Annotated in this window: 28 protein-coding genes; 12 read left to right on the plus strand and 16 right to left on the minus strand. The window is 72.7% G+C overall.

All coding sequences use genetic code 11. The features are described from left to right. Positions 1-127: 127 nt before the first annotated feature. Positions 128-1,096 carry a zinc-dependent alcohol dehydrogenase family protein gene (locus ACQP00_RS25765; RefSeq protein ID WP_433223300.1) on the plus strand — a complete coding sequence of 323 codons (969 nt, stop codon included), beginning with the start codon at positions 128-130 and terminating at the stop codon, positions 1,094-1,096. Here the strand turns inward: ACQP00_RS25765 and ACQP00_RS25770 are convergent. Next, positions 1,093-2,250, minus strand: coding sequence for a serine hydrolase domain-containing protein (locus ACQP00_RS25770; protein WP_433223302.1), 1,158 nt, complete (start codon positions 2,248-2,250; stop codon positions 1,093-1,095). The two genes, ACQP00_RS25765 and ACQP00_RS25770, sit on opposite strands and share 4 nt — an antisense overlap. Before the next feature lie 32 nt (positions 2,251-2,282). Here ACQP00_RS25770 and ACQP00_RS25775 point away from each other — a divergent pair, with 32 nt between their 5' ends. Together ACQP00_RS25775 and ACQP00_RS25780 are read left to right on the plus strand one after the other, a co-directional pair. Then, on the plus strand, positions 2,283-2,693 hold the full coding sequence (locus ACQP00_RS25775) for a PaaI family thioesterase (RefSeq protein WP_433223304.1): 411 nt from the start codon (positions 2,283-2,285) through the stop codon (positions 2,691-2,693). 50 nt (positions 2,694-2,743) lie between these two features. Next, the gene (locus tag ACQP00_RS25780) at positions 2,744-3,082 is read left to right on the plus strand and encodes an STAS domain-containing protein (protein ID WP_433223306.1); all 339 of its coding nucleotides are present in this window, start codon (positions 2,744-2,746) and stop codon (positions 3,080-3,082) included. Here ACQP00_RS25780 and ACQP00_RS25785 read toward each other — a convergent pair. Beyond that, entirely contained in the window at positions 3,074-5,131 is a 2,058-nt protein-coding gene (locus tag ACQP00_RS25785) for a heavy metal translocating P-type ATPase (protein WP_433223308.1), read from the minus strand. The two genes, ACQP00_RS25780 and ACQP00_RS25785, sit on opposite strands and share 9 nt — an antisense overlap. A gap of 84 nt (positions 5,132-5,215) precedes the next feature. On the opposite strand from ACQP00_RS25785, the gene ACQP00_RS25790 reads away from it, so the two are divergent. Continuing rightward, positions 5,216-5,614, plus strand: a complete 399-nt coding sequence (locus ACQP00_RS25790; protein WP_433223310.1) for an ArsR/SmtB family transcription factor — start codon at positions 5,216-5,218, stop codon at positions 5,612-5,614. A 164-nt stretch (positions 5,615-5,778) separates the two neighbouring features. Here the strand turns inward: ACQP00_RS25790 and nhaA are convergent, their stop codons facing one another. The 7 genes from nhaA to ACQP00_RS25825 all read right to left on the minus strand — a co-directional run bounded on the left by nhaA (position 5,779) and on the right by ACQP00_RS25825 (position 13,209). Next, positions 5,779-6,930, minus strand: a complete 1,152-nt coding sequence (gene nhaA / locus ACQP00_RS25795) for a Na+/H+ antiporter NhaA (protein ID WP_433223312.1) — start codon at positions 6,928-6,930, stop codon at positions 5,779-5,781. An 80-nt stretch (positions 6,931-7,010) separates the two neighbouring features. Further along, entirely contained in the window at positions 7,011-7,895 is an 885-nt protein-coding gene (locus ACQP00_RS25800; RefSeq protein ID WP_433223981.1) for a hypothetical protein, read from the minus strand. 2 nt (positions 7,896-7,897) lie between these two features. After that, the gene (locus tag ACQP00_RS25805) at positions 7,898-8,848 is read right to left on the minus strand and encodes a sulfotransferase family protein (RefSeq protein WP_433223314.1); all 951 of its coding nucleotides are present in this window, start codon (positions 8,846-8,848) and stop codon (positions 7,898-7,900) included. A gap of 67 nt (positions 8,849-8,915) precedes the next feature. Continuing rightward, positions 8,916-10,016 (minus strand): YeiH family protein, encoded by a 1,101-nt coding sequence (locus ACQP00_RS25810; RefSeq protein ID WP_433223316.1) that lies wholly within the window; start codon positions 10,014-10,016, stop codon positions 8,916-8,918. A gap of 9 nt (positions 10,017-10,025) precedes the next feature. Next, positions 10,026-10,160, minus strand: coding sequence for a hypothetical protein (locus ACQP00_RS25815; RefSeq protein WP_433223318.1), 135 nt, complete (start codon positions 10,158-10,160; stop codon positions 10,026-10,028). A gap of 279 nt (positions 10,161-10,439) precedes the next feature. Next, positions 10,440-11,531 carry an ATP-binding protein gene (locus ACQP00_RS25820; RefSeq protein WP_433223320.1) on the minus strand — a complete coding sequence of 364 codons (1,092 nt, stop codon included), beginning with the start codon at positions 11,529-11,531 and terminating at the stop codon, positions 10,440-10,442. Between the two features lie 289 nt (positions 11,532-11,820). Further along, positions 11,821-13,209 (minus strand): cation:dicarboxylate symporter family transporter, encoded by a 1,389-nt coding sequence (locus ACQP00_RS25825; protein WP_433223322.1) that lies wholly within the window; start codon positions 13,207-13,209, stop codon positions 11,821-11,823. Between the two features lie 54 nt (positions 13,210-13,263). Here ACQP00_RS25825 and ACQP00_RS25830 point away from each other — a divergent pair, with 54 nt between their 5' ends. The 3 genes from ACQP00_RS25830 to ACQP00_RS25840 are packed head-to-tail and all read left to right on the plus strand — an operon-like array spanning position 13,264 to position 15,873. Continuing rightward, on the plus strand, positions 13,264-14,853 hold the full coding sequence (locus ACQP00_RS25830) for a sensor histidine kinase (RefSeq protein ID WP_433223324.1): 1,590 nt from the start codon (positions 13,264-13,266) through the stop codon (positions 14,851-14,853). Continuing rightward, positions 14,850-15,524, plus strand: a complete 675-nt coding sequence (locus ACQP00_RS25835; RefSeq protein WP_433223326.1) for a response regulator — start codon at positions 14,850-14,852, stop codon at positions 15,522-15,524. The genes ACQP00_RS25830 and ACQP00_RS25835 overlap by 4 nt, the downstream gene beginning before the upstream one ends. Positions 15,525-15,540: 16 nt before the next feature. After that, the gene (locus ACQP00_RS25840) at positions 15,541-15,873 is read left to right on the plus strand and encodes a TraR/DksA family transcriptional regulator (protein WP_433223328.1); all 333 of its coding nucleotides are present in this window, start codon (positions 15,541-15,543) and stop codon (positions 15,871-15,873) included. A gap of 69 nt (positions 15,874-15,942) precedes the next feature. Here ACQP00_RS25840 and ACQP00_RS25845 read toward each other — a convergent pair whose 3' ends face one another. Then, complete coding sequence (locus ACQP00_RS25845; RefSeq protein ID WP_433065268.1) at positions 15,943-16,332, minus strand: hypothetical protein; 390 nt, start codon at positions 16,330-16,332, stop codon at positions 15,943-15,945. A gap of 116 nt (positions 16,333-16,448) precedes the next feature. On the opposite strand from ACQP00_RS25845, the gene ACQP00_RS25850 reads away from it, so the two are divergent. Beyond that, complete coding sequence (locus tag ACQP00_RS25850) at positions 16,449-16,628, plus strand: hypothetical protein (protein WP_433223330.1); 180 nt, start codon at positions 16,449-16,451, stop codon at positions 16,626-16,628. Positions 16,629-16,667: 39 nt separating this feature from the next. On the opposite strand, the gene ACQP00_RS25855 is transcribed toward ACQP00_RS25850, so the two are convergent. After that, a complete protein-coding gene (locus ACQP00_RS25855) occupies positions 16,668-17,291 on the minus strand; it encodes a TetR/AcrR family transcriptional regulator (RefSeq protein WP_433223332.1) in 624 nt (207 codons plus the stop codon). A 207-nt stretch (positions 17,292-17,498) separates the two neighbouring features. On the opposite strand from ACQP00_RS25855, the gene ACQP00_RS25860 reads away from it, so the two are divergent. After that, on the plus strand, positions 17,499-17,927 hold the full coding sequence (locus tag ACQP00_RS25860) for a GlcG/HbpS family heme-binding protein (RefSeq protein ID WP_433223334.1): 429 nt from the start codon (positions 17,499-17,501) through the stop codon (positions 17,925-17,927). Positions 17,928-17,946: 19 nt separating this feature from the next. Here the strand turns inward: ACQP00_RS25860 and ACQP00_RS25865 are convergent, their stop codons facing one another. The 4 genes from ACQP00_RS25865 to ACQP00_RS25880 all read right to left on the minus strand — a co-directional run bounded on the left by ACQP00_RS25865 (position 17,947) and on the right by ACQP00_RS25880 (position 21,598). Then, complete coding sequence (locus tag ACQP00_RS25865) at positions 17,947-18,927, minus strand: ABC transporter substrate-binding protein (RefSeq protein ID WP_433223336.1); 981 nt, start codon at positions 18,925-18,927, stop codon at positions 17,947-17,949. A gap of 18 nt (positions 18,928-18,945) precedes the next feature. Beyond that, positions 18,946-19,710 (minus strand): amino acid ABC transporter ATP-binding protein, encoded by a 765-nt coding sequence (locus tag ACQP00_RS25870; protein ID WP_433223338.1) that lies wholly within the window; start codon positions 19,708-19,710, stop codon positions 18,946-18,948. Next, positions 19,707-20,636, minus strand: a complete 930-nt coding sequence (locus tag ACQP00_RS25875) for an amino acid ABC transporter permease (RefSeq protein WP_433223340.1) — start codon at positions 20,634-20,636, stop codon at positions 19,707-19,709. The genes ACQP00_RS25870 and ACQP00_RS25875 overlap by 4 nt, the downstream gene beginning before the upstream one ends. Before the next feature lie 545 nt (positions 20,637-21,181). Further along, positions 21,182-21,598 carry a hypothetical protein gene (locus tag ACQP00_RS25880; protein ID WP_433223342.1) on the minus strand — a complete coding sequence of 139 codons (417 nt, stop codon included), beginning with the start codon at positions 21,596-21,598 and terminating at the stop codon, positions 21,182-21,184. Positions 21,599-21,811: 213 nt separating this feature from the next. Between ACQP00_RS25880 and ACQP00_RS25885 the strand changes: the two genes are divergently transcribed. Beyond that, positions 21,812-22,000: a DUF3072 domain-containing protein gene (locus ACQP00_RS25885; protein ID WP_433223344.1), complete on the plus strand. Its 189-nt coding sequence runs from the start codon at positions 21,812-21,814 to the stop codon at positions 21,998-22,000. An 803-nt stretch (positions 22,001-22,803) separates the two neighbouring features. Here the strand turns inward: ACQP00_RS25885 and ACQP00_RS25890 are convergent. Then, on the minus strand, positions 22,804-23,493 hold the full coding sequence (locus ACQP00_RS25890) for a DUF4386 domain-containing protein (RefSeq protein ID WP_433223346.1): 690 nt from the start codon (positions 23,491-23,493) through the stop codon (positions 22,804-22,806). A 191-nt stretch (positions 23,494-23,684) separates the two neighbouring features. On the opposite strand from ACQP00_RS25890, the gene ACQP00_RS25895 reads away from it, so the two are divergent. Together ACQP00_RS25895 and ACQP00_RS25900 are read left to right on the plus strand one after the other, a co-directional pair. Then, entirely contained in the window at positions 23,685-25,274 is a 1,590-nt protein-coding gene (locus ACQP00_RS25895) for an ATP-binding protein (RefSeq protein WP_433223348.1), read from the plus strand. Positions 25,275-25,467: 193 nt separating this feature from the next. Continuing rightward, entirely contained in the window at positions 25,468-26,145 is a 678-nt protein-coding gene (locus tag ACQP00_RS25900; RefSeq protein WP_433223983.1) for a response regulator, read from the plus strand. Positions 26,146-26,229: the final 84 nt, after the last annotated feature.

A 26,229-nucleotide genomic window follows, 5' to 3' on the forward strand; every position in this document is an offset into this window, starting at 1 on the left:
CGCAGCACAGCAGCGCAAGTATCCGCGAACTGGAGGGCCGTCCAGTGATTCGCCACCTCACGCTCGTCACCGGTGCCGCCCGCGTCGCGTGGGCGGTGCTTGCCGGACCGGCGAGGGGAGCGTCCCGGTGAAGGCGCTGCAGCTTGCCGCGCGCGGCGATCCGTGCGAAGTGGTCCGGCTCGTCGAGGTGCCCGACGTCGGCGCGCCGCGGGCCGGGGAGGTGGTCATCGACGTCGAGGCGTCGCCGGTCGAGCCGACCGACCTGGCCATCATCGCCGGCACCTACGGCTACCTCCCGCCGCTGCCGCACCTGCTCGGCGCCCAGGGGGTCGGCCGGGTCGCGGCCGTCGGGCGGGACGTCGACTACGTGCGGGAGGGGGACCGGACCCTGGTGCCGCTGCTGAGCAACGCGTGGGCCGAGCGGGTCAAGACGGACGTGCCGTGGCTGCGGCCGCTGCCGAAGGGCGACGTCGGCCAGTTGTCGATGCTCGGGATCGACCCGCCGACCGCGTGCCTGCTGCTGACCGAGTTCGTGCGGCCGCGGGCGGGCGAGTGGGTGATCCAGAACGCGGCGAACTCGGGTGTCGGGCGGTCCGTGATCGCGCTGGCCCGGGCCCGCGGCCTGCGCACGGTCAACGTGGTGCGCCGCGCGGAGGTGGTCGCGGAGCTCACCGCGCTCGGCGGCGACGTCGTGCTGGTCGACGGCCCCGACCTGGCGCGGCGGATCGCGGCGGCGACGGACCGGGCGCCGGTCGAGCTCGCGCTGGACGGCGTCGGCGGCGAGTCGACCCAGCGGCTGCTCGACGCGATCGCACCGTACGGCACCGTCGCCGTCTACGCCGGCATGAGCGGCGAACCGGCCCGGGTGTCCAGTCCGAACCTGGTCTACACCAGCCAGTGCCTGCGCGGGTTCTGGGTGGTCACCTGGCTGCGGCGGCAGACCAGCGTCGAGAAGGTGGCCTCGTTGTACCGCGAGTGCGCCGCCGCCAGCACCCCGTACCCGATCGCCGGGGAGTTCGGGCTGGGCGAGCACGCCGAGGCGCTGACGGTCGCGGCGAAGTTCCGCGGCAAGGCCATCTTCAAGCCCAACGGCTAGTCGATCGCCTGGTACACGGCGGTCCAGAAGTCGCGCGCGTGCGGCAGCTGCTGGTTGCCCGCGTGCGCGCGCTGGATCATGAGGATGGTCGTCAGGTCCTCGGCGGGATCGGTGTACCAGGCGGTGCCGTAGAACCCGTGCCACCCGTAGCTGCCGACGGACGGGCCGAGGTCGGTGCGGCGGGTGCGGACCGACATCCCGAAGCCCCAGCCGATCGCGGCGAGGTACCCGGGCCCGAACCCGCCGTTCGCCTTCTGCTCCGGCGTCAGCTGGTCGCTGGTCATCAGGGTCACCGCCGGCCGCGACAGCACACCGTACGACCGCAGCGAGGACGCGAAGGTGAGCCAGTCCGCGGCCGTCGACACGATCCCGCCGCCGCCGGACTCGAACGCGGGCGGACGGCTGAACCGGCCGTCGGGGCCGTCCTCGATTTCCGGGCCGCTGACCGGGACGTACGCCGTGGCCAGCCGGTCGAGCCCCGCCGCGGCGACGCTGAACCCGGTGTCGGACATTCCCAGCGGCTCGCAGATCCGCTCCCGCAGCGCGGCGCCGAACGACTGGCCGGTCGCGCGGGCCACGAGCACCCCGGTCACGTCGCCGGCCGTGTCGTACATCCACGCGTCGCCCGGCTGCCGCACCAGCGGCAGGGCACCGAGGCGCCGGAGGTACTCGTCCGGCTCCGGCTGACCGATCGCGTCGATGGCGTCGGCGATCGGCACCGTCCCCGGTTCGGCGGGCACCATGCCGATGCCGAGGGTGTACGTCAGCAGGTCCCGGACGAGGATCGCCCGGTGCGCGGGCACCGTGTCGGCCAGCGGCCCGCCCGGGTCGGCGAGCACCCGCCGCTCGGCCAGCTCCGGCAGCAGGTCGTCGACCGGGTCGTCGAGGCGCAGGGTGCCGTCCTCGACCAGGGTCATCAGGCAGGCGGCGGCGAGCGGCTTGCCCATCGAGCCCAGCCGGACGATCGTCCCGGTCCCCATCGGGGCCGACGATCCAGGCCCGGCGAAGGCGAGCGTTCCTGTTTGCTCCACGTGTACGGCGCCGTGCCGCGCCAGCACCGCCACCGCACCGGGCACGAAGCCGGTCTCGACCCAGCGCTCCAGGAGATTCCGCAGTCTGGTCAGCCGGCGCGCCGAGAAGCCACCCGTGGTCACCCGTCGCACCCTACATGCTGCATCATCGGCACGTGGAGGAGCGGATTCTGGAGAGCTTCGCCCGGCAGGGCCTGATGCGCCACCTCGGCGCCCGGATCACCCACGTCGGCGCGGGCACGGTGCACATCCGGCTCGACGCGCGGGAGGAACTGACCCAGCAGCACGGGTACTTCCACGCCGGCGCCACGAGCGCGATCGCCGACAGCGCCGGCGGGTACGCGGCGCTGACCGTCTTTCCGGCGGGGAGCGAGGTGCTGACCGTGGAGTACAAGATGAACCTGCTGGCGCCCGCGGACGGCCAGTTCCTCGAGGCGGTCGGCACGGTGCTGCGCTCCGGGCGGACGCTCACGGTGTGCCGGCTGGACGTCTTCGCCGAGCGGGGCGAACGGCGGACCCTGGTCGCGGCCGGCCAGCAGACGCTCATCCGGATCGACCCCCGGTAGCGGTCACACGGACGATCCCGTCCGGATGGGCGCGCCGCTAGCGTGCCTGCATGTCCAATCTGCACCTGCACGTGAGCCGCGTGGGCGACGCCGACGTGCTCACCGTGCGGGGGCCGATGATCGCCGCGCACGCGATGACGCTGCACGCGGCCCTGGAGAGCCTGCTGCAGAACCGGGGCGCGACGATCGTCGTCGACCTGGCCGAGGCCCGGCCGTGCGACCTCACCGCCCTGACCGTCCTGCGCGCGGCGGCGGCCGTGGCCGTCACCGGCGGCGGCGCCCTGCGGCTGGCCGGCCCGTCGGCCGAGGCACAGGCGGTGCTGGAGGCGGCCCGGGCGGCCAAGTACCTGCCGACGTTCCCGAGCATCGCGGAGGCGATCTCAGCATAGGCCGGCGGTTCGCGCGGCCGGTCGATCCGGCAGTTCCGCGGCGGCTCGGGGCGCGGCATCGCGGGTTGCGCGCCGCCAGGCGGCGCCGGTGAGCAGGCGCAGGCCGTTGAGGCCGACGATCACGGTGGAGCCCTCGTGCCCGGCCACGCCGAGCGGCAGCGGCAGGTCGGCGAAGAGGTCCCAGGCGACGAGGACGGCGATGAACGCACCGGCGATGACGAGGTTCGCCACGACGACGCGGCGGGCTCGCCGGGACAGGGCGATGAGCGGGGGCAGGGTGGTGAGGTCGTCGCGGACGAGGACCAGGTCGGCGCTGGTGAGGGCGAGGTCGGAGCCGTGGCGGCCCATGGCCACGCCGAGGTCGGCGGTGGCCAGCGCGGGGGCGTCGTTGACGCCGTCGCCGACGAGCATCACCCGCCCGCCCTGCTGTTGCAGGGCGCGAACCCGTTCGACCTTGTCCGAGGGCAGCAGGCCCGCGTGGGCCTGCACGATGCCGGTGGCGGCGGCGAGGCGCCGGGCGGCGCCGGCGTTGTCGCCGGTCAGCAGCACCGGCGCGGTACCGGTCACGGTGGCCAGGGCGGCGACGGTGGTGGCGGCCTCGGCCCGGACCTGGTCGGCGAGGACGATCACGCCGGCCGGTCGGCCGTCGACGACGACGGCGACCGCGGTTCGCCCGGCGTCCTGGGCGTCGGTCACGACCTGGCGCACCTGGGCCAGGACCGCACCGTCCGCCTCGGCCGGGTCGACCGCGTCGAACAGGGTGGGCTTGCCGGCCCGGACGTGACGGCCGCCGATGGTCGCCGCGACGGCGTGGCCCGGGGCGGAGCGGAAGTGCTCGGCGGGCGGGATCCGCAGGCCGTGTTCCCGGGCGGCCGTGACGATGGCGGCGCCGAGCGGGTGTTCGCTGTGCGTTTCGACGGCGGCCACGAGGCGCAGCAGGCTCGCCTCGTCGAGGCCGGCGCCGGTGGCAGGGTGGACGCCGGTGACGCGGATCGCGCCGGTGGTGAGGGTGCCGGTCTTGTCGAAGGCGACGACGGTGGTGCCGGCGAGCTGCTCCATGACGACGGCGGACTTGACGAGGACGCCGTGCCGGCCGGCGAGGGCGATCGCGGACAGCAGCGGCGGCATGGTCGCGAGGACGACCGCGCAGGGCGAGGCGACGATCATGAACGTCATCGCCCGCAGCAGGGTCGGCTGCAGGCCGGCGCCGAACAGCAACGGGACGGCGAAGAGGGCGAGGGTGGCCACGACGACGCCGATGGAGTACCGCTGCTCGATGCGTTCGATGAACAGCCGGGCGCGGGACTTCGTCGCGGACGCCTGCCCGACCATGGCGACGATCCGGGCGATGACCGTGTCGCCGGCCGCGCGGTGCACCCGGGCGGTCAGCGCGCCGGTGCCGTTGAGGGTGCCGGCGAACACCTCGTCCCCGGCCGTCTTCGCCACCGGCAGCGGCTCCCCGGTGATGGTGGCCTGGTCCACGTCGCTGTCCCCGGTCACGACGACCGCGTCGGCGCCGATGCGTTCCCCGGGCCGGACGCGGATGAGGTCGCCGACGACGAGGCCGGCGGCGGGAACCACGGTCTCGGTGCCGCCGGGGTCGAGGCGGGTGGCCTGGTCCGGGGCGAGGTCGAGCAGGGCCCGGACGGAGTCGGCGGTGCGGGCGGTGGCGAACGCCTCGAGCGCGCCGGAGGTGGCGAAGATGACGATGAGCAGCGCCCCGTCGAAGACCTGCCCGATCGACGCCGCGCCGATCGCGGCGACGATCATCAGCAGGTCGACGTCCAGCATGCGCCTTCGCAGGGCGCGCAGGCCGGCCAGGGCCGGTTCCCACCCGCCGGTGACGTAGCAGGCCAGGTAGAGGCTCCACCACACCGCCGCCGGAGCCCCGGACAGCTGGGCGAGCCCGCCCGCGGCGAACAGCACCGCGGCGATCGCCGCCCAGCGGATCTCCGCCAACGCCCACATGCGCGCGCCGAGCCGGCGCGGCCGGGCCGGGGACGGTGCGGCCGTCGCCGGGGTGGCCGGTTGGGTCGAGGTCAGGGTCACGAGAAGCAACCATACCTGCGTAGGCATGCAGATAGCCAAGCAGATGAGCAGACAGCTGGTCGAGGATGCCGCTACGCTGGTCGGGTGCACACCGAGCTGCCCGACTTCCGGATGCCGAACGACGAGCAGGTCCACCTCGCCGCCGAGGGGTTCCGGCTGCTCGCCGACCCGACCCGGATCAAGATCCTGTGGGCGCTGCTGCAGGGCGAGTCGTCGGTGGCGTGCCTGGCCGAGCTCGTCGGCGCCGCCCCGACCGCGGTGAGCCAGCACCTGGCCAAGCTGCGCCTCGCCGGGCTGGTCAAGGGCCGCCGGGAAGGCACCTTCGTGCACTACTCCGCCGCCGATACCCACGTGCGCGCCCTGCTCGCCGAGGCGCTGTTCCACGCCGACCACGCCGACCAGGACCTGCCCGACCATCCCGGCGGCGACCATGCCCCGCACCAGCACCTGGTGGCCCGCGGCAAGCTGACGCGCGGCGCCTGACCGCCCGGGCGCGACTCGATCGGCCGGCGACGACCGGCGGGCCGGCAGGTTCGTCGTCGGCGCCGCTGCGTGGAACGACGGCACCGCCGCGGTCGGCCACCTCGGCACTCTGCGTTCGGCGACCGGGCACGGCCGCGGCGCTGAGGTGTCCGGGACGCTGGTGTTCAGCGTCCGGCGGGACGGATCCGCATCAGCAGCGTGGCGGCGGCCGCGGAGACGCACGAGGCCAGCAGGATGGCCAGGCGGGCGTGGTCGTTGGCGGGGGTGCCGGGGCCGAACGCGAGCTCGGCGATGAGCAGCGACACGGTGAAGCCGATGCCGGCCAGCAGGCCGCCGGCGGTCAGGTCGCGCCAGGTGAGGCCCTCGGGCAGGCCGGTGCCGGCGGCGCGGGCGGTGAGCCAGGACGTGGCCAGGACGCCGATCGGCTTGCCCAGGATGAGCCCGGCGAGGACCCCGATGGTGATCGGGTCGCGCAGGGCGGGTGCGAGGGCGGCGGCGCCGGCGAGGGGTACACCGGCGGCGAAGAACGCGAAGACGGGCACGGCGAACCCGGCGGACACCGGCCGCCACCAGTGTTCCAGGCGCCCGGCGGGGTCGTCGTCGCCGTCGGTCCGGGCGACGGGCACCGTGAAGGCGAGCGCGACGCCGGCGACGGTCGGGTGTACCCCCGAAGCGTGCACCAGCACCCACACCGCGAGCGCGAGCGGGGCGAGCAGCCAGCGGGTGCCCCGGCCGCCGCGGCGCACCACCCAGGCGAACGCGGCGAGCGGGACGGCCGCGAGGAGCAGGGGCAGCACGGCCAGGCCGGCGGTGTACGCGACGGCGATGACGAGGATGGCCAGCAGGTCGTCGACGACGGCCAGGGTGAGCAGGAACGTGCGCAGCGCGGGCGGGGTCCGCGATCCGGCGACGGCCAGCACGGCGAGCGCGAAGGCGATGTCGGTGGCGCTCGGCACCGCCCAGCCGCGCGGCTGCCCGTCCGGCATGGTCGCGTTGACCAGGGTGTACAGCAGCGCCGGCACGATCATCCCGCCGACCGCGGCGGCCACGGGCAGCGCGGCCCGCCGCGGTTCGCGCAGGTCACCGGCGACGAACTCGCGCTTGAGTTCGAGGCCGGCCACGAAGAAGAAGATCGCGAGCAGGCCGTCGGCGGACCACTCGGCGAGCGTCAGGCCGCCGAGGTGCAGCCCGCCGAACGTCTTGTAGGACGCCGCCCACGGCGAGTTCGCCCATCCGAAGGCGACCAGGGCGGCGATGAGCAGCAGGACCCCGCCCGCGGTCTCGGTGCGCAGGATCTCGGCGATGCGGCGGGCCATACAGGTCTTCCTCCGGGGTCGGTCGGGCCAGCGCCGACCAGACTTCCCGGCTCACCTTCCGCAAACGTAGCAGGACATGATCAGACGAGCTCGGTGCGCAGCTCGTGGGCGCCGTCCTCGCGGGTCATCTCGTAGTAGACCCGGTGCCGGCCGTCGGGCAGGGCGACGACGCTGAGGTAGCGCAGGCCGCCGGGGGCGTGCGGGGAGGTGAGCGGCTCGCCGTCGGTGGCGGTGAGGGCGGCGAAGGTGCCGGTGGCGACGCCGGTGCGCTCCTCCCAGTTCTCCTCCGCCGTGGCCCGCCCGTCGTAGGTGGCCACGATCCCGCCGGCGGTGGGCAGGACGGCCGAGACCCGCACGCCGCGGGCGTCCCAGGCGCCGGGGCGGCCGGCCAGCGCGACGCCCCGCCACTGCCAGGCGAGGCCGTCGGGGCTGGTCGCGTACCAGGTGGACATGCGGTCGGCGTGCTCGTCGGTCTCGAGGGGGTGGCAGGAGGCCCAGAGGTGCCATTGGGCGCCGTCGCAGTACACCACCGGGTCCTTGACGCCGACCGTGTGATCGCCGGGCAGGACCGTCTTGGCCGGCGCGTCGGTGAGCTCGTCCGGCGAACCGGCCTCGAGGACGTCGACCCGCCAGTGCTTGGTGCCGGGGGTGGCGACGCTGACGTAGAGCCGCCACCGGCCCTCCGGCGTGCGCACGAGCGCGGGCCGCTCCAGGGAGGCGCCGCCGAAGCGGTCCTTGTGCACCTCGGCGACCGGGGTGAACCGCACGCCGTCGGCGGAGCGGGCGACCACGTTGGCGTAGCCGCGGCCCTCGCCGATCGGGCGGCGCAGCCGGTACGCGAGGTAGATGTCCTCGCCGTGCCGCCACGCGCTCGGGGCGCCCGCCCAGGTGCCGGTGCCGCCGTCGGGCGGGGCGACCGCCACGGCGGAGTCGTGCAGGCGGGGGAGTGGTGGCGGTGGCGGCACGTTCAAGAGGTGGCTCCCTTCGGCGTGTACCGGCTGGCGTGCTCCAGGCTCAGCCAGTCGGCGTACGACTCTCCGCTGACATTCTCCAGCTTGCGGATCTCTTCGGCGAAACGAGGCAGCAGCGCCGCACGTTCCGCCGGGGTCACCCGCGGGCGGCTGCCGTGCCGGCGGTGCAGGAGGTTCAGCAGCGGCGTACGGGCCGCGACCCGCACCGGCACCGGGAAGTGGTGCCCGATCCGCCCGCCGGTGCGCAGCGCGAACCGGATGACGGCGTTCGCGGGCGTGTCGTCGACGAACCGCCGGACGTTCTCCGGCGGCGCCTCGGCCAGCAGCCCGGTGGCCACGCCGAGGAACGCGCACACCCGGTCCAGCGTGGTCGCCGGGGCGTCGCGCAGGTCGCGGTAGCGCAGCAGCAGCACCCGCGACCGGTCGACGTGGCGGAGCAGGTGCTCGAGCTGGCTGCCGTACTGCCCGAGCTCCGTGTAGTGCCAGAACGCGGCCCACCCGGCGGCCTTGCGCCGCGGCTCCAGCTCGACCGCGCGCAGGAAGTCGGACTCGGACTCGAGCCCCGCCCCGAACAGGTGGGCCCAGTTCGAGTGGGCCCGGTCCACCGGGTCCCGCAGTACCAGAATGATCCGCACCGCGGGCAGCAGCTTGGCGATCCGCGCGTGCGAGTCCAGGTCGTGCAGGTAGAACGGGGTCGCCTCGCCGCGCAGGGTGCCGGGCGGGGCCGGGTCGAACAGCGCCTCGTAGTCCTCGCGCCGCCACACGTGCTCCTGGTAGGTCTGCACGTCCCCGGGGCCGCCCCGGCGCGGCGGCGGCCCGTCGGTGAGGAAGAACTTGGGCTCCTTGACGGCCGAGAGGTACAGCCCGGGGTGCGGCGCCAGCGCGGCGTGCAGCGCCGAGGTGCCCGCCTTGGGTACCCCGGCGATCAGGAAGTCGGGAAGGGCCATGGCAACCTCTATTCCCCAAATCCGATCGGATCGACCGGAATATCGCCCCGGAGTGTCATGCGGCACGTCACCCGAGATCGAACACGGCGGTCGCGCCCAGCACCAGCAGCAGCGAGGTGACGGCGACGACGGCCAGGGACAGGGCGCCGACGATGAACGGCCGCCAGCCGCTCCTGGCGAAGGCGCGGAAGTCGGTGTTCAGGCCGACCCCGGCGAAGGTGAGCAGGAACGCCCACTTGGAGACGTTGCCGAGGCTGGTGATGTCGGCCTTGGTGAACACGCCCCAGGTGGCCAGGGCCGAGACGGCGATGAAGCCCAGCACGAACTTGGGGAACTTCTCCCACAGGAACCGCGCCCGGCTGCCCTTCTCGATCGTCTTGGCCTGGCCGCGGGAGGCCCAGTAGAGCGCGAACCCGAGCACCACGAAGCCGATCAGCGCGTTGCGGGTGCTCTTGACGAGCACGGCGACGTTCTGCGCCTCCGGGCCGTAGATGGCGCCGGTGGCGGTGGTCTCGGCGGTGTTGTCCACGGCCAGCCCGGCCCACAGCCCGAACGCGTGCTGGCTCAGGTCGAGGCCGTGGCCGATGGCCGGGAACGTGAACAGCGCGACGGCGCCCAGGGTGAGGATCGCGGCGATGGAGTAGCCGGACTCCTCGTCGTCGGCGTCGATCGCGCCCTTGCCGGCGATGATGGCCGAGACGCCGCAGATCGCGGTGCCGATGGCCAGCAGCGAGGCGAGCTTGCCCTTGAGCCCGAACAGCTTGCTCAGCAGCAGCACGGTGGTGACCGCGATGGTGCCGTCGATGAGGATCAGGCCGAGGCTGACCCCGCCGACCTTGGCCAGGTCGCCGAGGATGAACCGGGCGCCGAGCAGCACGATGCCGATCTTCAGCCAGAACTCGTAGGTGCCGACCCCGGGCCGGAAGATCGGGTGCAGGCCGACCGTGTTGGCGATGATCAGGCCGAGGACGATGGCCCACAGGACGTACTCGATGTCGGGCAGGTGCGTGTGCGTGTTCGCCGCGATGATCTTCAGCTCGGCCTGGGCCCACTTGCCGGCCAGCCCGATCGCGACGAGCAGCAGCACGCCGGGGACGTAGCGCAGGACCGGGATCGCGGTGAAGCGCTCGGTCCGGCTCGCGGGCGGGTCGGCGGTCACGGTGGTCACGGCGCCGCCCTACTTGATGAGGGGGATGGTGACGCTGTCCCACGGGATGGCGGGCAGCACGCGGACGGCGGCGAGCACGGCGAAGACGGCGGCCACGGCGACCGCGATCCAGTCGAGGGAGACGCGCTGGCGCTCTTCGGGCATGGGAACTCCGGGGTTTCGGGGGTATGGCGAAGCGCCCGGCGGGGGCCGGGTCGGCGGGGCTGGGAGCGGTGCTCGGCGCGCTGCTCAGGCGCCGGCGGTCAGGCGGTGACGGTCACGGCGGGTGACGGTCAGGCGGTGGCGGCCGGACACAGGCACGCGCAGGTCCGGCAGCAGTCGACGTACCGCCGACAGGTCAACCGGACCGATTTCATGCCGTCACGGTAGACAATGGCAATCCCGTCCGTCAATACCTATCGACTTAATGGGTAATGGGTGTCCTCAGTGGACGGAGGCCCGGCGGGTGAAGAGGTCGGCCCGGCTGCGGGCGGTCTCCGCACGGGCGATCGCGCCGGCGTGCTGGCGGGGCCGGTCGGTGGCGGTGGCGGCGCGCACGGTGAGGCCGTCGTCGGTGCGCCACATGTCGAGGTCGTCGCAGGCCTGCCGGGCCAGCCACAGCCCGGCGCCGGCGCGGGTGGGGCTCGGGCGCGGGCGGTACCCGGCGGTCGGGTCCGGCCTTCCGTCGCCGCGGTCGGTGATGCGGCACTCGACGGCGCCCTCGCCGGCCCACAGGGTCAGCTCGACCGGCGGGCGCCCGTGCAGGAACGCGTTGGTGAGGATCTCGTTGACGGCGGCCACGAAGTCGGTGCGCACCAGCGTGGCCACGTCGTCGAGGGCGGCGACCACCCGGCGGCGGATCGGCTCGAGGTCGCGCAGGGTGCTCGAGCCGTCCAGGTGCAGCCGCGGCTCGCCGGGCGGGGCCGCGGTCGGGCGGTGCGGGCCCAGGTCGCCGAGCAGCCCGGCCGGGTCGACGTGGCCGGGATTGAGCGCCCGCCCGGCCCGGGTGAGCAGGAACGGGTGGGTGGCCAGCACGTACCCGAGCAGCGGCTCCGGAATGCGGGCGGGATAGGTGCACACGGCGGTCAGGCCGCTGCCGGGCACGGTCAGGTCGAGCGCGGCCTCGAACCGCGCGGCCCGCGCCCAGTCCTCGTCCTTGGTGCCCGGTTCCGGCTCCAGCACGGCGACGACGGGGCCGCCCAGCTTCGGGTCCGCCTCTCGGCCGGCATCCGCGTCCGCCTCCGGGTCGGCTTCCGGGTTGGTCCGGTGCGGTCCGTGGTCCGGCCGGGTCAGCCGGTGGCAGGCGGCCAGGGCGGCGGCCGGGCGGGTGTGGATGTCGGGGCGGGCGAGGCGGCGCAGCACGGGACCGCCGAGCCGGGCGGCGAGGACGGCCGCGTGGGCGGGGTCGCAGGCGAGGGCGAGGCGCCCGCCACCGGCGCCGGTCGCCGCGAGGCGATCGGCCAGGTCGAGCGGATCGTCGTACAGCAGGACGGCGTGCCCGATCACGGCGACCGGCCGATGTCCGGGCAGCGGCACGCGGCCCGGGCTCGCCGTGCGCTCGCCCCGGCCGGTGTCCGCGCGTCTCGTCGATCGATGGTGAGCGTCTGCCCCGGCCCGTGCGCGGCCAAACAATTTCCGCGTACCGGCGTTCGGCCGCACAGCTGCCTGCCGCCGACCTCGCCACCGACGCCGGGGCAGCGCCGGCGGCGTTCGACGCGCTGCCGGCGCTCACGCCGCGGATTGCGGCCCGGCCGGTGGCGCGCGCCTCGATCGGTGATGACCCTCGTGGGCGTCCGGCACGCCACCACTGAACAGGACGGGTGACTCAGGACGCCGGCGCCGCCTCGCGCTGTGTCGGCGGGCCGGCCGGCGGGGCGGTGTCGTCGTCGCCCGGGTCGCGCGGGGCGTGGTCGTCGACCATCGTGCGCTCGTCGAACGGCAGGCGGCCGGCGAGGACCTCGTCGCAGCGCTCGCGGTCGAAGTCGTTGGTCCACTTGCCGACCAGGATCGTGGCGACCGCGTTGCCGGCGAAGTTGGTCAGGGCCCGCGCCTCGGACATGAAGCGGTCGATGCCCACGATCAGGCCCACGCCGTCGACGAGTTCCGGGCGGTGCGCCTGCAGCCCGCCCGCCAGCGTGGACAGCCCGGCGCCGGTCACGCCCGCCGCGCCCTTGGAGGCGATGATCATGAACAGCAGCAGGGAGATCTGCTGGCCGATGCTCAGCGGCTGGCCCAGCGCGTCGGCGATGAACAGCGACGCCATCGTCAGGTAGATCGCGGTGCCGTCGAGGTTGAACGAGTACCCGGTCGGCACGGTCAGCCCGACCACCGTGCGCGAGACGCCGGCGTGCTCCATCTTCGCGATCAGGCGGGGCAGCGCCGACTCCGACGACGAGGTGCCGAGGATCAGCAGGAACTCCCGCGCCAGGTACTTCAGCAGCAGCAGGATGTTCACGCCGGCCACCGTGCGCAGGATGACGCCCAGCACCAGGAAGACGAAGATCGCGCAGGTCAGGTAGAAGCCGGCCATGATCTGCAGCAGGCTCTCGATGGCACTCCAGCCGCCCGCGCCGACGACCGCCGCGATCGCGCCGAACGCACCGATCGGGGCCAGCCACATGATCATGGCCAGGACGCGGAAGACGAGCTTCTGGAGGTACGAGATGCCGACCAGGATCTTCTGACCGGCCTCCCCGATGGAGTGCAGCGCGAATCCGGCCAGCAGCGCCACGAGCAGCGCCTGCAGCACCTGCCCGGACGTCAGCGAGGAGAAGAACGTGGTCGGGATGATCCCCAGCAGGAAGTCGGTGGTGGAGCCGGAGCCGCTGGCCGCCTGCTTCTCCGCCGCCGCCTTGGCCGCGTCGGTCAGGTGCATGTTGGCGCCGGGCTGCAGGATGTTGCCCACGACCAGGCCGATGGCGAGCGCCACCGTCGACATGACCAGGAAGTAGCCCAGCGCCAGGCCGCCGACCTTGCCGACCCGGGCGAGCTTGCGCACCGAGCCGATGCCCAGCACGATCGTGCAGAAGATGATCGGGCTGATCATCATCCGGATCAGGTTGACGAAGCCGGTGCCGAGCGGCTTCATCTCCAGCGCCGTCTTGGGGAACAGCAGGCCGAACGCGGCGCCGAGGACCACCGCCACGATCACGGCCAGATACAGCAGATGGGTACGGTCGCGCCGCGGGGCGGGCGCGGTGTCGGGGGTGCTCATACCGGAAGCATGGGAGTCGCAGTGACCTGCGTCACTGTTCTGTACATTGCGTACATGTCGCCCCGGCGTTGGAGCCTCGCCCGTCAGCTGCTCGGCCTGCAGCTGACCGTCATCACGGTACTGGTGGCCGGCACCCTCGTCGGCGCGTACGTCCAGGCCGACCGGGCCAGCCTCGACGCCGCCCGGCAGAAGGTGCTCGGCATCGCCTGGAGCGTCGCCGACTCCCCGGCGGTGCGCGACGGGCTCGCCGCGCCCGACCCGACGGCCGTCCTGCAACCGCTGGCCGACCAGCTCAACCGGGACGCCCGGACCGACTTCGTGGTGATCATGACTCCGGGTGGCATCCGGTACACCCATCCGGACCCGAAACAGATCGGCGGGCACTTCCTGGGCACGATCGACCCCGCCGTGCACGGCCGCCCGCTCACCGAGACCTACACCGGCACCCTCGGCCCCTCGATGCGGGCCGTGGTGCCGGTGCGCGCGGGGGAGCGGATCGTCGGCCTGGTCTCGGTCGGCATCCGGCTCACCTCGGTCGCCCGCGAGGTCCGCGCCCGCATCCCGTCGCTGCTGGTGACCGCCGCCCTGGCCATGCTGCTGGCCGGCGCCGGCTCCTGGCTGGTCAGCCGCTGGCTGCGCCGCCGCACCCACGACCTCGGCCCGGAGGAGCTCGGCCGGATGTACGAGTTCTACGACGCGGTCCTGCACGCCGTACGCGAGGGGCTGCTCCTGCTCGACCGGCACGGCCGGCTGCTGCTCGCCAACGACGAGGCCCGCCGCCTGCTCGCCCTGGACGAGGCCGCGCTGGGCCGCCCGATCGGCGAGGCCGGCCTGCCCGCCGCGCTCGGCGGCGCCCTGGCCGAGGGCCGCTCCCGCACCGACGAGATCCACCTCGCCGGCGACCGGGTCCTCGTCATCAACCAGGCCCCGGCCGCCGCCGGCAGCAACGGCGCCCCGCTCGGCACCGTGGTCACCCTGCGCGACCACACCGACCTGCAGGCCCTCACCGGCGAACTCGACTCGGTGCGCGGCTTCGCCGAGTCGCTGCGGGCCCAGGCCCACGAGGCCGCGAACCGCCTGCACACGGTACTGTCGCTGATCGAACTCGGCCGCTCCGACGACGCGATCGACTTCGCCGGCAAGGAGCTCGCCGTGGCCCAGCGCCTCACCGACCGCGTGGTCGGCGCCGTGCGCGAACCGGTCCTGGCCGCGCTGCTGCTGGCCAAGGCGTCCCAGGCGGCGGAGCGCGGGGTGGAGCTCGAGGTGGCCCCGGACGCGGAGGTCCCGGAGGCGGCCCTCCCGCCCGGCGACCTCGTCACGATCGTGGGCAACCTGCTGGACAACGCGATCGACGCCGCGGTCGCCGCCCCGCCGCCGCGCCGGGTCGAGTTCGCGGCGGTCCGGCACGCGGAGGAGCTGCTGCTGTGCGTGGCCGACAGCGGGCCGGGCCTGAATCCGGCGGATGTCACGCACGCCTTCTCGCGGGGCTGGTCGACGAAGCCGGCCGCGGGCAACCTCGCCGGGCGCGGCCTGGGGCTGGCGCTGGTGGGGCAGGCGGTGCACCGGCACGGGGGCGCCATCGATGTGTCCGGGGCGGCGTTCACCGTGCGGCTGCCGTTGTCTTCCCCGGTTGGTACTTCATGATCCGCGTTCTTGTCGTGGAGGACGAGCCGATCGCGGCGGACGCGCACGTCCTCTACGTCTCGCGGGTGGCCGGCTTCGCGGTGACGGCCCAGGTGACGACCGCCGCGGAAGCGCTGCGCGTGCTCACCAGCCAGCCGGTGGACCTGGTCCTGCTGGACATGAACCTGCCCGACATGCACGGCATGGACCTGGTGCGGGCGATGCGGGCGGCCGGGCACCCCGCGGACGTGATGGCCGTGACGTCGGCCCGGGACCTGGACGTGGTCCGCGCCGCGGTGTCCCAGGGGATCGTGCACTACCTGCTCAAGCCGTTCGCCTTCCCGGCGTTGCGGGACAAGCTGGAGCGGTACCGGCAGTACCGCACCCAGCTGGAACGCTCGGCCTCGGTCGCCGACCAGGGCGAGGTCGACGGCCTGCTCGCCACCCTGCGCGGCCAGTCGCCGACCCACCTGCCGAAGGGCATGAGCCCCGAGTCCCTGGCCGCGGTGGCGGGTCTCATCCGATCGGCGGCGGGCGGCCTGTCGGCGGCGGAGGTCGCGCAGTCGCTGCAGGCCTCCCGGGTGACGGCCCGCCGCTACCTGGAGTACCTCGCGGAGCGCGGCGCGGCCGGCCGGCACCTCCGCTATGGCAACACCGGACGCCCGGAGGTCGAGTACCGCTGGATTCCGTGATGCCTACTGTTGACACATGGACGCGCTGCGAGCGGAACTCCGGCGCCTGCGCGCCGAGGCGGCGGCCGAGGTGCAGGCCCTCGAGTCGGACCTGCGCGCGGTCTTCGAGGCGTCCCGCGAGTCCAACGCCGACGACGAGCACGATCCCGAGGGCAGCACCATCGCGTACGAACGGGCGCAGCTCACGGCCGTGCTGGACGCCACCCGCCGGCGCCTCGCCGACCTGGACGATGCCCTGGCCCGGGTCGACGCCGGGACCTACGGGGTGTGCACGCGCTGCGGCCGCCCGATCCCGCCCGAGCGGCTGCTGGCCCGCCCGTCGGCCCGCACCTGCGTGACCTGCGCGTGAGGACCCGGACACGCAGCACGGCCGGTCACCCCTCCACAGGAGACCGGCCGTGCTGCTGTCCGCGGGGGCTCAGTTCGCGGCCTCGAGCTGGGCGTCGGAGCCGCTGAACACGGTGCCGCGCTCGAACGCGGTGGCGAAGCGCTCCTGCAGGGCGTCGAGCTCGGAGAACTCGGCCTGGTGGACGGACTCCGAACCCTGCGCGGCGAAGACGTGGTCGTCCTCGGACGCGTCGTGGCTGTAGTTGGTGTAGTCGGTGGACTCGTAGTGCACGGCCCCCGGCGCGTCGTACTCGACGTGCTGCCCGGTCGAGAAGTCGGTCGACTCCTGGGCGTGGTGGTCCTGCTCGTACACCCCGAACTGCGACTGGGCGTCGTACTCCGAGCCCTCCGCCTGGTGCAGCTGGTCCAGCTCGCCGCTCTCCTGGCCGGCCTCGTACTGTCCGTAGTCGACGTCGCTCATCTTTATCTCCCTCAACCGTTGCTTGCCTGTTGACAAGAACGTTAGGGCGACCGCGACCCGCACAAATCCCGGAAACGTGCCACCCACCCGACCGCCCGCCGGGGCAGGATGCTGCGGTGATCCTTCGCGCCTCGCCGGCCACCACGGACCTACTCGAAACGGCCGCTCAGCGGTTCACCGGCGCGGACAACGCGGCCGCGCGCCGCCTGTACGAGTCGATGGGCGCCGGCCTGGCGACCCAGGGACCGACGGTCAACTACTGGTTTCACCTGCCGCCGAGCGCGCCCGCGTCCTGAGGTCTCGGTACCGGTCAGGTGCGGAGGCCGCGGTGCCGTTCAGGTGGAGCGCGGCGGCGCGAGCCCGACGAGCTTGGCGAGGAAGCGGTCGGCCTGCTCCGGGAAGGGCGGCCACGGCAGGTCGGGCTCGTTGATCCGCAGCGACAGCATGCCGATGACGGCCGTACGCAGGTCGAGCGCGACGGTGGCGGCGTCACCCGGCGCGGCGACCCCGGCGTCCATGCAGCGCTGGACCGCGGCCGTGGTACGGGTGAACATGACCTCCTTGAAGGGCATGCCGACCTTGCTCTCGTGCATCACCTTGTAGATGCCGGGATGGTCCTGCACCCAGGCCGCCTGGGCCAGGATCCGGGCGCGCAGGCCAAGCGCGGGGTCCGGCTGCGCGGCCTCGGCCCCGTCCGCGGCCGCGAGCATCTCCGCGTGGCAGCGTTCCATGGCCGCCGCGACGAGCGCGTCACGGTCGGGGAAGTACAGGTAGACCGAGTTGGGGGAGATCGACACCGCCCGGGCGACCGCGCGCAGCGACAGGGCCTCGTCGTCGGCCAGCTCGCCGAGCATCCGCACGGCCGCGGCGACGATCTCCTCCCGCAGCCGTTCCCCCTGCCCGCGCGCGTTGGGCCGGCGCGGGCCGGTAGGAGCGTCCGGCGAGCTGGTGTCGTCCATCGCCCGATCATCCTAGCCTTGCGCCCTTGCGCCCTCGCCCCTGCGCCGTGCGCCCTTGCCCTTGGGCAGTGCGCCGTGCGCCGTGCGCCCTTGCCCCTGCGCCCGTGCGCCGTGCGCCGTGCGCCCTTGCACCCTTGCGTCGGGCCATCGCTGGCAATACGCTCGTCCATGCAAGGACAGCTGTCCTCATAACGCGGGGAGATTGCCATGCCGCTCACGTTGCAAGAGGCTCAGACCGTCATCGCCGGCGCGCACGAGCACGCCGGTACGATTGCCGCGCTGGTCACGGTCGCGGTCGTCGACGAGGGCGGGCACCTGCAGGCCCTCGGCCGCATGAACGGCGCGCCGCCGCTCTCGGCCGAGATCGCGCAGACCAAGGCGGCCAGCGTCGCCCTCTTCCGCCGCGACGGCGCCGCCCTGCGTCAGATGCAGGAGGCCAACCCCGGCTTCTTCGCCCAGCTCGACCGGGCCGTCCGGACCCCGATCCTGGCCGGCGCCGGCGCGGCCCTCATCCGGCGCGGCGGGACCATCGTCGGCGCACTCGCGGTCAGCGGCGGCACGGCGCCGGGGCAGGACGACGCCTGCGCGGAAGCCGCGCTCGCCGCGGTTGACGCCGGCGGTGCGGCCGGCGGATGACCGGCCGCACCGCTTCCGGTCAGGTGTTGGACTTGGGCAGGCCCGGCGGGTTCACCGCGGAGGTCGCCACGGCCTCGGTGTCGAGGTTGTACGCGGCCAGCCACGCCTTGTACTGACCGTTCTGGATCAGGTAGTTGATCGCGTCGGCGATGGCCTTGATGAGGCCGTTGTCCTTCTTCGTGGTCGCGGCGATCAGGCCCTGCAGCGACTCGCCGGCGCCGGAGTAGACGCCGGCGTTGCGTACCGCGTCGGGGGTGCCCTGGGTCTGGCTGATCTGGAAGGCGATGCCTGGGTTCGGGCCGAAGTAGCCGTCGATCTGGCCCGAGACGATGGCCTTGAAGGTGCTCGGTGTGTCGGCGAAGTACTTGATGTCCAGGGTCTTGCCCTCGGCCTTGAGCTTCTCCTGCCACGCGACCAGGATCTTCTCCTGGTTGGTGCCGGCGCCGACGGCGACCTTGAGGCCGGCCAGGTTCTTGTAGTCCTTGCCGAAGTTCCAGGAGTTGCCCTCCTTCACCGCGAAGCCGAGGTTGTCCTGGCGGTAGGAGGCGAAGTCGTACTTCTCCTTGCGCTGCTCGGTGTCGGTGATGTTGGAGAAGCCGACCTCGTTCTTGCCCGAGTCGATGCCGACGAACAGGTTGTCCCACGTGTCGTTGTTGAACTCGGGCTTCAGGCCCAGCACCGCGGCGACGAGCCGGCCCAGGTCGGGCTCGGCGCCGGTCGGGGTCTTGTCGTCGTCGCCGATGAAGGCGAGCGGCGGGAATCCGGTCGGCAGCGCGCCCAGGCCGATGGTGAGCTTGCCGTCGGACTTGATCGCATCCGGTACCTCGTCGGCGATGCCCTGCTGCTTCTCGACCTTCAGTTCGGCGGGGCGGCCGATGCCCTTCGCCTGCGCGCCGATGCTCACACTGCCGTCGGGGGCGGCGCCGGCGTCCGCCGCGGCGTCGGTGCCGCAGCCGGCGAGGAGGGTGAGCACGAGCAGTACCAACGCGGGCTTTTTCATGGTTTCTCCAAAGCGGTTTCAGAGGACTTTCGAGAGGAACTCGCGGGTGCGGGGCTGGTGCGGGCGGTCGAGGACGTCGGCGGGCGGGCCCTGCTCGACGATCACCCCGTCGTCGATGAACACGACGGTGTCGGCGACCTCGCGGGCGAACCCGATCTCGTGGGTGACGATCACGAGCGTCGTGCCGGTCGCGGCCAGCCGGCGGATCACCGCGAGCACCTCGCCGACGAGCTCGGGGTCGAGCGCGGAGGTCGGCTCGTCGAACAGGATCACGCCCGGTTCGAGGGCCAGGGCGCGGGCGATCGCGACGCGCTGCTGCTGCCCGCCGGACAGCCGCCGCGGGTAGGCGTCGCCGCGCTCGCTCAGCCCGACCTTGCCCAGCAGCTCGATCGCCCGCTCGTGGGCGGCCGCGCGGGGCAGCCGCTTGTGCGCGATGAGCGGTTCGGCGACGTTGTCGCGCGCGGTCAGGTTCGGGAACAGGTTGAAGCTCTGCGCGACGAACCCGATGCGGGTCCGCTGCCGCCGCACGGCGCGTTCGGACAGCTCATGCAGGTGCGTGCCGCGGACCTCGACGCCGATCAGCTCGCCGTGCACCGCGACGTACCCGAGGTCCGGGCGTTCGAGGTGGTTGATCGTGCGCAGCAGGGTCGACTTGCCCGAGCCGGAGGGGCCGAGGATCGCGACCACCTCGCCGGGCCGGACGGTCAGGTCGACGCCCTTGAGCACCTCGTGCGGGCCGAACGCCTTGTGCACGTTGCGGATCTCCAACGCCGGCGTACTCATCGGAGGCCCCTCGTGAACGCGCGCAGCCGCTGGATCGGGGTGGGTGGCAGGGCGCGGGCGGTGCCGCGGGCGAAGTACCGTTCGACGTAGAACTGCACGACCGACAGTGCCGCGGTCATCAGCAGGTACCAGGCCGCGCCGACGATCAGGATCGGCACGATCGACTCGGGGTGGCGCGACTCCAGCACGAACACCGCCCCGAACAGGTCCAGCAGCGACACGTAGTAGACCAGCGAGCTCGCCTTGACCAGGCCGACGAGCTGGTTGCCGTACGCCGGGACGATCGAACGCAACGCCTGCGGCAGCACCACCCGGCGCAGCTGCCGCGCCTTGGACAACCCGAGCGCGGTGGCCGCCTCGATCTGCCCGTGCTCGACCGACAGGATGCCGCCGCGGATGACCTCCGCCGCGTACGCCGCCTCGTTCAGGCTCAGCGCGATCACCCCGATGGCCAGGGGCGTCAGGCTGCTCGTCTGCACCTCGGCGAAGACCGGCCCCCAGGGAACGCCGACGCCGAGCCGCGGGTAGAAGTACGAGAAGTTGAACGTGATGATCAGCAGCAACGGCAGCGGCAGGGCCCGGAAGAACCACACGTAGGCCCAGGCCAGCCCGCCGATCAGCGGATTGCTCGACAGCCGCCCGAGCGCGACGACCACGCCGAGCAGCAGCCCGAAGACCGCGCTCAGCGCGACCACCTTCAGCGTGACCAGGACGCCGTCGAGGATCGACTCGCGGGTGAAGAACGGCCAGAACTTCTGCCACTCGTAGTGGGTGTTGGTGAAGACGCCAATGACAAACTGGGCGAGCACCACCAGCACGACGGCACTGACGAGCCAACGCCACGGCTGCAGGCGCGGCGTGACCCGCCGCTCGGCGATCCGCGGGTCGAGCCCGCCGACTTGGGGTGACTCCAGGGTCGCGGTCATGGGATTGGCTCCATCCGGACGGCCGCAGGCACACACCATCACGGCGCGGCCTCATGCTGGATTGGGATCGTTTCGCTGTGGCCGCCTGGGTACGGCGCGGCCCTGGTGTTTCGGCGTCGGTGTTTCGGCGTCGGTCAGGACGACGTGGCGCGACACTGCGCACTGCCGACGCGGACGAGATCGATGTACCGGCGCGCGTAGAAGTACCCGGTCGCGGGTACGCGCGCGCTGCTCATCGGGATCGCCCTCCGTCGACGCGGATGTCGCTCATCGCATCCGCTTACAGGGCAACTTAGGGAGACGGCCGTAACTTGTCAATCCCTATCGGAAAACTAGTATTTAGCCCACGGCGCGGTTGGTGGTTCGCCGGTCTTGCCGCGCGCTGGTCTTGCCCTGCGTTGGCCTTGCCGCGTGTGCTGGTGTTGCCCCGCGCGCCGGTTTTGCCGCACGCCGGTTTGCGGGTGTGCCGCTTTGCGGGTGTGCTGGCTTGGCGGTGCGGCGGCTTGCCGGTTCGCGGTTTTCGCGGCGCGGGCTCGGTGCGGTGGTCAGCCGCCGGGGCAGTTGTTGGATCCGCCGCTGTACGCCACGCAGTGCGTCGGCGGAGTCCAGGGTGCGGTCGGCTCGGCGTTGCGCGGATGCATGTCGTTCCAGCTGATCCAGGAGCCGTAGATCGCGGGCAGCACGAGCAGGACGGCGATCACCAGGTACGCCTTGGGCACCCCATCCAGACGCAGCACCCACGCCGCGAGCGCGATGACGAGCGGCCCCCCGACGAGCACCGCGACGGTGCCGAACCCGAGCCACCCGAGATGCGGGTCCGGCGGCCGGTTCTCGTTCGGGCCGAGGAGCAGACGCGCGAAATACGTCAACGCCAGCATCGCGAGCCCGACCAGCCAGCCCGCCGTCAGCCCGGCCACCGTGAGGCCGCCCCACACCATCCGCCGTACCGGCAGCTCGTCCACATCGGAAACCTACGGCCCCGCCGGCCGGCGATCATCCGTGCACGTACTCAACCGCACCTGAGTACGGCCCCCGCCGCCGCTCCCCGCCCGTGTGTTGCAGGTATGGACCCCGGCGCCGTCCCCGATCGAGTTGCCCGCCGGCGGATCATGATTGCGTCCCGCGCGGATGGGTATGCAACGGGTGTTCGAATAGCATTCGTTGAGGAGCTGGCCGTGACTGATCGCAATCCGGAGAAGGACCCCGCCGACTGGGTGACCGGCGACGAGCCGATGACGGGCCCGCAGGAGTCCTATCTCGGCACCCTGGCCCGTGAGGCCGGACAGGACGTCCCGGAGGACCTGACCAAGGCCGAGGCGTCCGAGATGATCGACGAACTGCAGCAGGAAACCGGCCGCGGCTGACCCGCCGCGCCGACACCGAACTTCGCAGCCGGACCCCGGTTCGTTGGCCGAGTTGTCGCGCCACCACCGGATTCCGCAGCCGATCGTCCGACGTGGTTTGCGGGGCGGGTCATGGCCTCTGGAACCGGTCCAGGGCCCGCCCCACCCGTCCGGCGGCGACGGCTCGCACAGCAACGCCGGTTCCAGCCGCGCGCCAAGAACTGCTGACGCGCATCGTGCCCGCTCCTGCCCGCGCCTCATGTGAGGCCCGCTGTCGGTGCCGCTGGTCCGATCAGTTCAACTCCGGCGGTGATCTCCACCGCACGGAGTCGTGGCCAAGGCACCGCGTGCGGCCAGGCTCAAATCATTGTTCTTCCTCCCCTTGAAGATAAAGGCTTTTCGCTCTTCGACCGACGCTTCGTGAGACTGTCGGCCGCTTCGAGCACCCGCGGCCCCACGCACGCTCAGAGGGACTGCTCGGTGCGGAACCAGCCCGAGCGGGAACCACGGATCCGTCCGTAATTGTTCAGAAGCGTGCCGTCCAAGCGGGCCATAATCTCTTGACCCCCACGGACGCACCGAACGCCGCGGTCTTGCAGCCGTGCGAAGCAGGCCGCGTAGCGGCGCCAACCCCGACGCAGGAGCACGACGTACCTACCCGCTGGATTCGCCGTGCCCGCCACATGTTCGGACGCTTCGTGCCCATCCAGCCACACGTTCTGACGCGCCGTGCACTCCCCATGGTTCGCTCCGACTTGTCGTGAGCCCCCGCGCCGGCCTGGACTTGTCGTGCGTTCCCTCTGACCGATCTTCCGGCGTCCGCCCTAGCCCCTCATGGCCGCTGTCATGTTCGTGCCTGCCTCGTTCCTCACCGCACCCGGCTCGCGGAGGCCCTTCACGAGCAGCCACACCGCGAAGACCATCTCCTGGAGCCCGATCGGCGCGGCGAGGACGGCCTGGACGGCAGCGGGCAACGTCATGCCATACGTCTCGAGGACTCCGCGCAGCACCAGCAACCCGCCGCCGATGAGCCCCCACCAGGCAAGCCACGGCGGGGCCAGCCGACCACGGAGCAGCAGGGCGTTGAGCATGACCGCGCTCACGCCGAACACGACCAGGGTGCCGATGCGAATCGCCCAGTCGCGACCATCGAGCAGCGCGTCACCGCTGGCCGGCGGCGCATGAGATCCGGCCAGCGACGTCATGACCAGCGCCGCGAGGGTGCCGCCGGCGATCAGCGCGCCCTCCAGCGTCCGCGTTGCCACATACAGCGCCGCGACCGGTTCGCTGACCCGGCGCAGGACCGGCCACAGCATGGCGGCGATGGCGGCGACGCTCAGAGCGAGGACGATCTCCAACAGCGCGCCGGTGGCCAGAAGAGGTCGGCTCCCGCCGGTGGTCAGGAACTGTGTCCCGGTGATCGGCAGCAGCAGCGATCCGCCGGCAATGGCGGTGGCCGAAGCCAAGATGAACAGGAGGCCGGCCGCTCGGGCCGGTGAGTTCGGGGTTCTCATGGCCGATGAGCCTCGTCGGTGTCCGGCGTTCGGACATCGGCCTGCGAGCCAGCGATTTCCTCGGTCTGCGGACCGGTTCGCCGCTCGTTCTTTCGGCCGATGACGGGCGGCCCGCAGTGGCCGAGGCTTGACCCGTGTTCCGAGACGACCTGCGGCGGCTGTGGACCGAGCCGCGAGCGACCGACCCACCGGTGCGAGTGTGGCGGGACTGGGTCCTGCTCGCCGCCGGCCTGGTCGGCGCAGGACTCGAAACGGCCCTGCGCGGCGACGTCGTGCTGTGGCCGGTCTCGCTGCTCGTGACGCTCGTCCTCTACGCGGCGACCCTGTGGCGCCGCACGCATCCGCTGGCGATGGTGGCGCTCGCGTTCGGCACCGGCATCGTGCTCACCCTCGTCGACGTCGCCGCCAACCACGACCGCCCGCTCGGCCTCTACTCCGGCATGGTCGTGCTCATCCTGGTGTACTCCCTGACAAGGTGGGGCTCAGGCCGCGACATCATCCTCGGCGGGGCGGTGACCCTCGCATCCTTCACACTGTCACTGACAGTCGACGAGCTTCCGGCGTCCGACGTACTCGGCAGCCTGGTGTTCCTGGCCCTGCCTGCGATCCTCGGGTTGTCGGTGCGGATGTGGTCGACCTCGCGCGAGCGCGACCTGGACCGGATGCGGGCCCGCGAACGGGCGGCGCTGGCCCGCGAACTGCACGACACCGTGGCGCACCATGTTGCCGCCATCGTGGTCCGAGCCCAAGCCGGCCGAGTGCTGGCCGCAGCCACCGACCCTGGCGGAATCGACCCGAAAGCCGACGCCCCGGACGAACCGGCGAACGACAACGATCAGCTCGACACAGGCCATGACGTCGGCCGGGAGAACGCAGCGGGCAATGACGACCAGCGCTTCATGGACCACAACGTCGGCCAGAAGCACCCGGCGGACAACGACGACCGGGCCGTTGCTGCGATCGCCAGTGATCAGAGGGGCGACGCCCTCCAGGGGCACACGACCGGCGGCAGTGCCGAGGAAGGTGCGGTGCCGGACCGCGGTGCAGCTACCGGTCCCGAGGCGAGTCGGACCGAGGCGCTGCGGGCGGTGATGCGGGAGACCCTCGAAGGCGTCGAGGAAGAGGGCGCACGCACGCTCGAGGCAATGCGGGCCATGGTCGCGGCACTCCGGGACGAGGACACACGGGCCGAGATGACGCCGGTAGCCGGAGTGGCTGATCTGCAACGTCTGACCCGGGGCCCGGCGGGCCGGCGGCTGGCGGTCGACCTGTGGATCTCGCCGTCGGCGCAGCGGCTGCCGGCCGCGGTGGATGCCGCCGTGTACCGGATTGTGCAGGAGTCGCTGACCAACGCGGCCCGGCACGCGGTGGACGCGACTCGGGTCGAGGTCCGGGTCGATTCGGCCGCGGCGGATCGGGTTCGGGTGACGGTGCGCGATGACGGGTCGGCGGTCCGGCGGGGTCGGGGCAGAGGGCGGGATGGGTACGGGCTCACCGGGCTGCGGGAACGAGCGTCGTTGCTGGGCGGCAGTTTGAGCGCGGGACCCTGCCCTGGACACGGATGGCTGGTCGAGGCCGAGCTGCCGCGCACGGTGGGGAACGGGCGACGTTCTGCCCGCGCCGAGCAGGGCCCCGCGCACGAGCGCCAGGAGCGGGAGCCGTCGGGCGATAGAGAGCGTCGCTTCGGCGGAGAACAGGGGCCGATGCATGACCGCCGGGAGGGCGAGCCGTCGGGCGATGGGGAGCGTCGCCCTGGGCGGAGAGCAGGGTCCGATGCGTGAGCGCCGGGACCGCGAGCCAGCGGGCGACAGGCAGCGTCGCTTGAGCGGGGAGCGGGGTCCACTGCTTCAGCGCCGAGAGCGCGAGTCGTCGGGTGATAGTGAGGATCGCGTGGGCGGAGAACTGGGTCTGCCGGGCGAGGGGCAGCACTTTTCGAGGGGCGGGCAGCCGTCGTTGGACGAGGGGCGGTGAGTGGTGGCGATTCGGGTGCTCATTGCCGATGACCAGGCGATCATGCGCAACGGGCTGCGGATCATGTTGGAGGCGCAGCCGGACATCCAGGTCGTTGGGGTGGCCGAGGACGGGGCTGAGGCGGTTCGGCTGGCGCGGGAGTTGCGGCCGGACGTCTGCCTGTTCGACATCCGGATGCCTGAGCTGGACGGGCTGGAGGCTACGCGGATGCTGGCGGGGCCTGGGGTCGCCGAGCCGATGGTTGTCGTGGTGATCACGCTGTTCGACCTGGATGAGTACGTGTACGGGGCGCTGCGGGCCGGGGCGCGGGGATTTCTGCTCAAGGATGCCGGGCCCGAACTGCTGGCGCAGGCGGTGCGGGCGGCGGCAGACGGGCAGGCGCTCATCGCGCCGAGTGTGACGGTGCGGCTGCTGGAGGCGTTCGCCAGCGTGCCGGCCGGGCGGATCGCGGTGCAGCCGGTGGATCCGTTGACGCCGCGGGAGGAGGAGGTGTTGATCGCGGTGGCGCAGGGGTTGTCGAACCATGACATCGCGAGTTCGTTGTTCATCAGCCTCAGTACGACCAAGACGCACCTGGCGAGTCTGATGGCCAAACTCGGGGCTCGGAACCGGGTCGAGATCGCGATGTGGGCGTACGAGACCGGGCGCATCGTGCCGACCGGGAAGGGGGCCGGCGGCTGACGGAGCTTCACGCCGACCGTCCCGTCGTTGCCCAGGTGGTCTGCGGGCCTAGCCCAGGCCATGGCCGCCCAGCGCGCCAGGCCT

The organism is Dactylosporangium sp. CS-047395 (assembly GCF_050942185.1).
GTDB lineage: Bacteria > Actinomycetota > Actinomycetes > Mycobacteriales > Micromonosporaceae > Dactylosporangium.

What these genes read in the sequence shown, in the direction of transcription:
- ACQP00_RS25815 (WP_433223318.1), bottom strand. Translation starts at nt 10,160, where the DNA reads ATGCCCGAAGAGCGCCAGCGCGTCTCCCTCGACTGGATCGCGGTCGCC.
- ACQP00_RS25855 (WP_433223332.1), bottom strand. Translation starts at nt 17,291, where the DNA reads ATGGACGACACCAGCTCGCCGGACGCTCCTACCGGCCCGCGCCGGCCC.
- ACQP00_RS25805 (WP_433223314.1), bottom strand. Translation starts at nt 8,848, where the DNA reads ATGGCCCTTCCCGACTTCCTGATCGCCGGGGTACCCAAGGCGGGCACC.
- ACQP00_RS25870 (WP_433223338.1), bottom strand. Translation starts at nt 19,710, where the DNA reads ATGAGTACGCCGGCGTTGGAGATCCGCAACGTGCACAAGGCGTTCGGC.
- ACQP00_RS25865 (WP_433223336.1), bottom strand. Translation starts at nt 18,927, where the DNA reads ATGAAAAAGCCCGCGTTGGTACTGCTCGTGCTCACCCTCCTCGCCGGC.
- ACQP00_RS25835 (WP_433223326.1), top strand. Translation starts at nt 14,850, where the DNA reads ATGATCCGCGTTCTTGTCGTGGAGGACGAGCCGATCGCGGCGGACGCG.
- ACQP00_RS25840 (WP_433223328.1), top strand. Translation starts at nt 15,541, where the DNA reads ATGGACGCGCTGCGAGCGGAACTCCGGCGCCTGCGCGCCGAGGCGGCG.
- nhaA (WP_433223312.1), bottom strand. Translation starts at nt 6,930, where the DNA reads ATGGCCCGCCGCATCGCCGAGATCCTGCGCACCGAGACCGCGGGCGGG.
- ACQP00_RS25845 (WP_433065268.1), bottom strand. Translation starts at nt 16,332, where the DNA reads ATGAGCGACGTCGACTACGGACAGTACGAGGCCGGCCAGGAGAGCGGC.
- ACQP00_RS25825 (WP_433223322.1), bottom strand. Translation starts at nt 13,209, where the DNA reads ATGAGCACCCCCGACACCGCGCCCGCCCCGCGGCGCGACCGTACCCAT.
- ACQP00_RS25860 (WP_433223334.1), top strand. Translation starts at nt 17,499, where the DNA reads ATGCCGCTCACGTTGCAAGAGGCTCAGACCGTCATCGCCGGCGCGCAC.
- ACQP00_RS25780 (WP_433223306.1), top strand. Translation starts at nt 2,744, where the DNA reads ATGTCCAATCTGCACCTGCACGTGAGCCGCGTGGGCGACGCCGACGTG.
- ACQP00_RS25890 (WP_433223346.1), bottom strand. Translation starts at nt 23,493, where the DNA reads ATGAGAACCCCGAACTCACCGGCCCGAGCGGCCGGCCTCCTGTTCATC.
- ACQP00_RS25830 (WP_433223324.1), top strand. Translation starts at nt 13,264, where the DNA reads ATGTCGCCCCGGCGTTGGAGCCTCGCCCGTCAGCTGCTCGGCCTGCAG.
- ACQP00_RS25875 (WP_433223340.1), bottom strand. Translation starts at nt 20,636, where the DNA reads ATGACCGCGACCCTGGAGTCACCCCAAGTCGGCGGGCTCGACCCGCGG.